Genomic DNA, 6,781 nt, shown 5'->3' on the forward strand with positions numbered 1-6,781 from the left:
CAGAGATAATTCAACTAAATAAATTGACAATCACTTTGTGGCGAAAGGAAGGCAGATTGCGACGAGTTGATTTCGGCCTTTCGCGAGCGCGCGGAAATGCGTCAGCCGGGCGTCTTGAACTGAGGTTCGAAGGTGCGCGCGCGGCGCAGCTCGGGGAAGAGCCACGCCCATAGCGCGGTGACGCCGATCGCCGCGGCGCCGCCGAAGACGACCGCGGTGATCGGACCGAAGGCGGCGGCCATCGACCCCGCGCGCATCTCGCCCAGTTCATTGGACGCGGAGATGGCGAGCCCCGACACCGCGCTGACGCGGCCGCGCATATGGTCGGGGGTGTTGAGCTGGATCAGCGTGCCGCGCACGAAGACCGAGAACATGTCGGCGGCGCCGAGCAGCGCGAGCATCGCGAGCGAGAGGAAGAGGTTGGTCGACAGGCCGAAGGCCATCGTCGCGGCGCCGAAGACGACGACCGCCCACAGCATCTTGACCCCGACGTTGCGCTCGATCGGACGCCAGGCGAGGCCGAGCGCGACGACCGCGGCGCCGAGCGCGGGCGCGGCGCGCAGCAGGCCGAGCATCGTCGCGTTTTCCATCAGGTCGCTGTGGAGGATGTCGCGCGCGAAGACGGGGAGCAGCGCGGTCGCGCCCGAGAGGATCACCGCGAAGAGGTCGAGCGTGATCGTGCCGAGGAGGAAACGCTCGCGCCAGGTGAATTGCAGCCCGTCGAGCATCTCGCGCAAGGGATGGCGGCGCACCTCGGCGGGCGGCGGCAGCACCGGACGGACGCGGCTGATCATCAAGGCCGAGACGGCGAGCAGCGTGGCGGAGAAGATATAGACCGAGGTCGGATGCGCGGCGTAGATCAGCCCGCCGGCCGCGGGGCCGATGACCGAGGCCGACTGCCAGGCGATGCTGCTCATCGCGATCGCGCGCGGGAGCACGGCGGGGGGAACGATGTTCGGCGCGATCGCGCTCATCGCCGGTCCCGAAAAGACGCGCGCGACGCCGTGCAGCGCGCCGAGGCCGAAGAGCAGCGGCAGAGTGAGGCCATCGGTCCAGGTGAACCAGGCGAGCGCCGACGCGATGGTGAGGTCGATCAGGTTCGAGAAGATCGCGACGCTGCGCCGTTCGAAGCGGTCGGCGACCCAGCCGGCGACGGGAGTCAGAACCGCGAGCGGCACGAACTGGAACAGCCCGAGCAGCCCGAGCTGGAACGACGCCTCCTTGATCGACATGCCGTAATCGGTGCGCGCGGTGTCGTAGAGCTGGTAGCCGATGACGACGACCATCGCGATCGTCGCCATCACCGCGGTGAAGCGCGCGAGCCAATAATAGCGATAATCGGGGAAGCTGAGCGGCGAGGGGGCCCTGGACGGCGTTTCGGGCATCGCCGGTTCGTCGGCGTCGGGCGGGAGGATCGTTGCCATTGCGATCCGCCCTAACCGGCTTTTCGTGGCTGTCCAGACCGCATAGGTCTGCCGTTCGTCGATTAGCGGGTGTCACGCGTCCGTCATGGTGGCAAACCGCCGCGATCGTCATCGGGGAGTATCAAGATATGACACGCAAATTTGCCCGCGTCGGCGCCGCGCTGGCGGCATCGCTGCTGGTTCTCGCGGGGTGCAATGCGTCGGACAACAAGTCGGCCTCGGCGCCCGCGGCGAAGAACTGGACCGAGTTCCGCGACAATTTCCTGAAGGGCTATTTCCCGCTCAACCCCAATTTTGCGGTCTATCAGGGCAAGCATGAGTTCGACGGGCAGTTGCCCGACTGGTCGCCCGAGGGACTGGAGAAGCAGGCGGCGTTCCTCGAAAAGACGATTGCCGACGCCAAGGCCTTTGATGGCGAGATGACCAACGCCGAGAAGTTCGAGCGCGATTATCTGATCAAGGTTGCCGAAGGGCAGCTCTTCTTCCTGCGCGACACCGATTTTGCGGCGAAGAACCCCGCCTTCTACACCGGCGCGCTCGATCCCAATGTCTATATCGCGCGGCCCTATGCCGATGCGACGACGCGGATGAAGGCGTTCATTGCCTATGCCGAAAAGGTCCCGGCGGCCGCCGCGCAGATCAAGGCCAATTTGAAGCTGCCGCTGCCCGCGACCTTCGTCAAATATGGCACTGCGGGTTTCGGGGGCTTCGCCGATTACTACAAGGGCGATGCGAAGGCGGCCTTTGCCGAGGTCAAGGACGAGGCGCTGCAGAAGCAGTTCGACGAGGCCGTGGCGAAAGCGGGCGCGGCGATGACCGACCTCGCCAACTATGTCGGATCGAAGCCGGGCACCGCCGACGGCTACGCGCTGGGCGCCGACCGCTTCGCAAAGATGATCCTGACCAACGAGGGCGTCGACACGTCACTCGCCGAACTGGAAGCGGTGGGGCAAGCCGATCTCAAGCGCAACCAGGATGCGCTGAAGGCCGCGTGCGCCACCTATGCCGCCGGAAAGACGATCGCCGAGTGCATGGCGAAGATGAACGCCGACAAGCCCGCCGACGGCCCGGTGGCCGAGGCGCGGCGCCAGCTTCCCGTGCTGCGCGCTTTCCTCGTCGAGAAGGACCTTGTCACGATCCCCGGCACCGAGCAGGCGTTGGTCGAGGAATCGCCGCCGTATAACCGGCAGAACAGCGCCTATATCGACATTCCGGGGCCGTATGAAAAAGGCCTGCCGTCGGTCTATTACATCTCGCCGCCCGACCCGGCCTGGGATCAGGCGACGCGCGACGGCTTCGTGCCCGGGCGCAAGGACCTGATGTTCACCTCGGTCCACGAAGTGTGGCCGGGGCATTTCCTGAACTTCCTCCATTCGAACCGCTCGGAGAGCATCTTCGGCAAGCTGTTCGTCGGTTATGCCTTCGCCGAAGGGTGGGCGCATTATACCGAGGAAATGATGTGGGACGCGGGGCTGGGTGCCGGCGACCCCGAAACGCATATCGGCCAGTTGTCGAACGCGCTGCTGCGTGATTGCCGCTATCTGTCGGCGATCGGTCTGCACACCAAGGGCATGACCGTCGCCGAGTCCGAAAAGCTGTTCCGCGAGCAATGCTATCAGGATGCCGGCAACGCGCAGCAACAGGCGGCGCGCGGCACCTATGATCCCGCCTATCTGAATTACACGATGGGCAAGCTGATGATCCGCAAGCTGCGCGACGACTGGACGAAAGGCGACAAGACGAAGTGGAAGGCTTTCCACGACCAATTCCTGTCCTATGGCGGCCCGCCGATTCCGATGGTGCGCGCCGCGATGATGAAGGAGGATGCGCCGAAGGCGGTCTTCTGACCTTCCGAAACGGTGCCGATCCCGGTAGCCATCGGTCGCAGGCCTGCTAAGAGGCCTGCGACCGACGCTGCCCTGGAAAGCCCGACGATGCCCGCATCGCGCCTGAGCGTGATCATGCCGATGCACAATGCGGCGCCCTTCGTCGGCGCGGCGATCGATTCGATCCTGGCGCAGTCGATGCGCGATTTCATATTCTATATCGTCGACGACGGATCGACCGACGGGTCGGGGACGATCGCGGCGGCGAAGGCGGAGGGCGACCCGCGTATCCGGCTGATCGTGCAGGAAAACAGCGGCATCGTCGCGAGCCTCAACCGGATGCTGGCGCTGGTCGACACGCCGTTCGTCGCACGCATGGATGCGGACGATTTGTCGCTGCCGCTGCGTTTCGAAAAGCAGCTCGCCCGGCTCGAGGCCGAACCGGCGCTCGGCGCGCTGGGCACGCAGTTCATCGAGATTTCCGCCGACGGCGCAGTTCTCGATGCCGCCTATCGCCAGCCGATGGGCGTCGCGACGATCCGCGCCGAACTCGCGCACCGCCAGCCGATCGCCAATCCGAGCGCGATGTTCCGGACGCAGGCGCTGCGCGATGCCGGCCTGTATCGGCAGGCGTTCCGGCATTGCGAGGATTATGACCTGTTCCTGCGGCTTTCCGAGATCGCCGACATCGACAATCTGCCCGACATATTGCTGCATTATCGTCGCTCGCCGGGGCAGATGAGCGTCGTCAACAATGCCCCGCAAACGCGGCAGGCGGTCTATGCGCGGCTCGCGCATGCCGAGCGCATGGCAGGGCGGCGCGACCCGTTCGCGGGGCTCGACGAACTGCCCGCGGCGGCCGAGGTCGATGCGCTCGTCGGGCGCAAGGGAGTCGGCGCCGCGATGGAGGCCGAGATATTGACCGAGCTGCGTTTCGGTGTCGCGACGATGGGCGAGGGCGAATTCGCCGATTATTGCGCCAAGGTCGCGGCGGGCATTGCGGTGACCGGCGGCGGGCGGGCGGTGCTACGCTGCTTCGCCGGGGGACGCTTCGATCGCGCGGTGCGGTTGACGCTGGCGCTGGTGCGCCGGGCGTCGGGCACGCGAAGGCTGGCCAATCGATCCCGGCGCGGTTAGCCTGCCCCGGCAAGGGGGCGAACAGATGGTCGATGTCTTCATTTCCTATTCGCGCGACAACAAGCCGCGCGTCGCCGAAATCGCGGCGGCGGTCGCCGCCGCGGGCTATGAGGTGTGGTGGGACGCCGAACTGCCCCCGCACCGCAGCTATGGCGACGTGATCACCGAAAAGATCGGCATGGCCAAGGCGGCGATCGTCGTCTGGTCGCAGGCGTCGGCGCAATCCGAATGGGTGCGTGCCGAGGCCGATGTCGCGCGCAACCAGAAAAAGCTGGTCCAGACCGCGATCGATGACGTCATGCCGCCATTGCCGTTCAACCAGATCCAGTTCGCGCAGCTTGGCGACTGGCATGGCCAGCCCGATCATAGCGGCTGGCGCAAGGTGCTGATGAGCCTGGAGGAATTATGCGGGCGCGAGGCGGTGGCGCCGCCGGTCGCCCCGGTGCCTGCGCCCGCGCCGGCGCCTGCCCCCGCGCCGGTCGCGATCCCGGTCGGGGCGGCTGTGCCCAAATCGTCGCCGCTGCCGTGGATATTGGGGGTGGTTGCGATCGTCGGCGCCGCGCTCGCCTGGTGGCTGATGCAGCCCGCGCCGAAAGGCAGCGTGGCGAGCGACGCGACGGGAGAGAGCAGCGTGGTGGCGGATGCCGATCCCGACGCCGGTGCCGATGGCGCGGCGCCGGTCGAGGCTTTTGTGCTCGCGGCGGTGATCGACGATCCCGAGGGCTTTACCAACATCCGCGCCGAACCTTCGTCGCAGTCGGCGATCCTCGGCAAGGTGCTCGAGGGCGAGAAGTTCCTGACGTATCAGCAGCGCGGAAACTGGTGGCGGGTGCGCAAGGGCGACGGCACCACCGGCTATATGTTTCGCAAGCTGATCCGCGTGCTCGACGGGCCGAACCCCGATGCCGCACCTTCGGCGCCGTCAGCCGGGGCGGTCGCCGCGACTATCGCGCCGGGCGACCTGCTGATCCCCGATTCGTCGCAGCGATTGCTGAGCGCCGACGATGTGGCGGGATTCAGCGCGCTCGAACTGCGCTTTGCGCGCAACGAGATTTTCGCGCGCAACGGGTTTCGCTTCAAGGACCCGGTGCTGCGCGAGCATTTCGGCCAGTTCGCCTGGTACAGGCCGGTGACCGACAATGTGCAGCTCTCCTCGGTCGAGAAAGCGAATGTAGCGCTGCTGAAATCGGCCGAAGCCGCCGCGCAATGAGCGATGGCGCGGCGCCGGATGCGGCGGCGGCCGAAGCCGAGGTAGCGTATCGTCTGGCACAGGGCGATGCGCTGAGCGCCTTCGATTGTGCCGCCGCGGCGCGGCGGGCGGGCGTCGACAGCGTCCGGCTGCGCTACCAGATGGTGCGCGCGCTGGCGGCGTCGGGCGACAGCCTGGGCGCGATGCATCTTTATGAGGCGCTGGCGCTCGGCGCGACGGGCGACGTCGATTGCCTCGCGCTCGCCGGGCGGATCTGGAAGGACCGGGCGTTCGACCGACCGCGCGAGGAGCGGCAGACCTCTCTGGAGAAGGCGGCGGCGGCGTATCGCCATGCGTGGGAGGTGTCGGGGGCGAGCTTTCCGGCGATCAACGCCGCGAGCCTCTATGCGCTGCTTGGCGACAAGGAGCGCGCGGCGGCGCTGGCGGAGCCGATCGCCGCGGCGGGCGCGGCGGACAATTATTGGGATGCGGTCACGCTGGTCGAGGCGTTGCTGTTGCTGGGGCGCAGCGAGGAGGCGGTGGCGCGGGCGCAGCGATTGGACATCGCGGGTAATGCACGCGCCGGCGACCGGGCGTCGACCTGCCGCCAGTTCACGCGGCTGGCCGAGAGCGGCGCGATCGACGCCGACGGCGCGGCGGCGATCGTCGCGCTGCTGCGGCCGCCGCCGGTCGGGGTCTATTGCGGACGGATGTTTCGCGCCGGCGGCGCGGGCGAGGACGGCGCGCGGCGGGCGATCGCCGAGGCGCTCGACGCGCAGCCGCTGTCGGCGCTGATCGGACCACTGGCTTGCGGCGCCGACATCATCTTTGCCGAAGAAGCGATCGCGCGCGAGATCGACCTGACGATCGTGCTGCCCTTTGCCGAGGAGGATTTCATCGCGCAATCGGTGCGGTCGGGCGGCGAGGAATGGGTTGCGCGCTACATCCGCTGTCGCGACGGTGCGGCGACGGTCCATTATGCGAGCCAGTCGCGCTTTGTCAGCGACGATTGCCAGTTCATCCTCGGCTCGCACACCGCGATGGGGCTGGCGAAGCTGCGCGCGCGCGAGCTTGAGAGCGAGGCGATCCAGCTCGCGGTGGTCGACCCCGCTGTGGCGGCGCGCAGTGCGGATGCGATCGCGGGGACCAATGCCGATATCGCGCTGTGGCAGGGGCATGGCGGGCGCACGGTGACGATCGCGGTC

At 67.3% G+C, this 6,781-nt stretch carries 5 protein-coding genes; 4 read left to right on the forward strand and 1 reads right to left on the reverse strand.

All coding sequences use genetic code 11. From position 1 onward, the window contains the following. Positions 1 to 101 precede the first annotated feature (101 nt). Positions 102 to 1,424: an MFS transporter gene (locus tag B1A78_RS09910; protein WP_083734026.1), complete on the reverse strand. Its 1,323-nt coding sequence runs from the start codon at positions 1,422 to 1,424 to the stop codon at positions 102 to 104. A 128-nt stretch (positions 1,425 to 1,552) separates the two neighbouring features. Here B1A78_RS09910 and B1A78_RS09915 point away from each other — a divergent pair, with 128 nt between their 5' ends. From B1A78_RS09915 to B1A78_RS09930, 4 genes are all read left to right on the forward strand, one after another. After that, a complete protein-coding gene (locus tag B1A78_RS09915; protein WP_083734028.1) occupies positions 1,553 to 3,271 on the forward strand; it encodes a DUF885 domain-containing protein in 1,719 nt (572 codons plus the stop codon). Between the two features lie 87 nt (positions 3,272 to 3,358). After that, positions 3,359 to 4,387 carry a glycosyltransferase gene (locus tag B1A78_RS09920; RefSeq protein WP_077146807.1) on the forward strand — a complete coding sequence of 343 codons (1,029 nt, stop codon included), beginning with the start codon at positions 3,359 to 3,361 and terminating at the stop codon, positions 4,385 to 4,387. 25 nt (positions 4,388 to 4,412) lie between these two features. Next, entirely contained in the window at positions 4,413 to 5,597 is a 1,185-nt protein-coding gene (locus B1A78_RS09925) for a TIR domain-containing protein (protein WP_077146808.1), read from the forward strand. Then, on the forward strand, positions 5,594 to 6,781 hold a 1,188-nt coding region (locus B1A78_RS09930; protein ID WP_144037759.1), incomplete at its 3' end, for a TRAFs-binding domain-containing protein. The genes B1A78_RS09925 and B1A78_RS09930, both read left to right, overlap by 4 nt.

The organism is Sphingopyxis sp. KK2 (assembly GCF_001990265.1).
Lineage (GTDB): Bacteria > Pseudomonadota > Alphaproteobacteria > Sphingomonadales > Sphingomonadaceae > Sphingopyxis.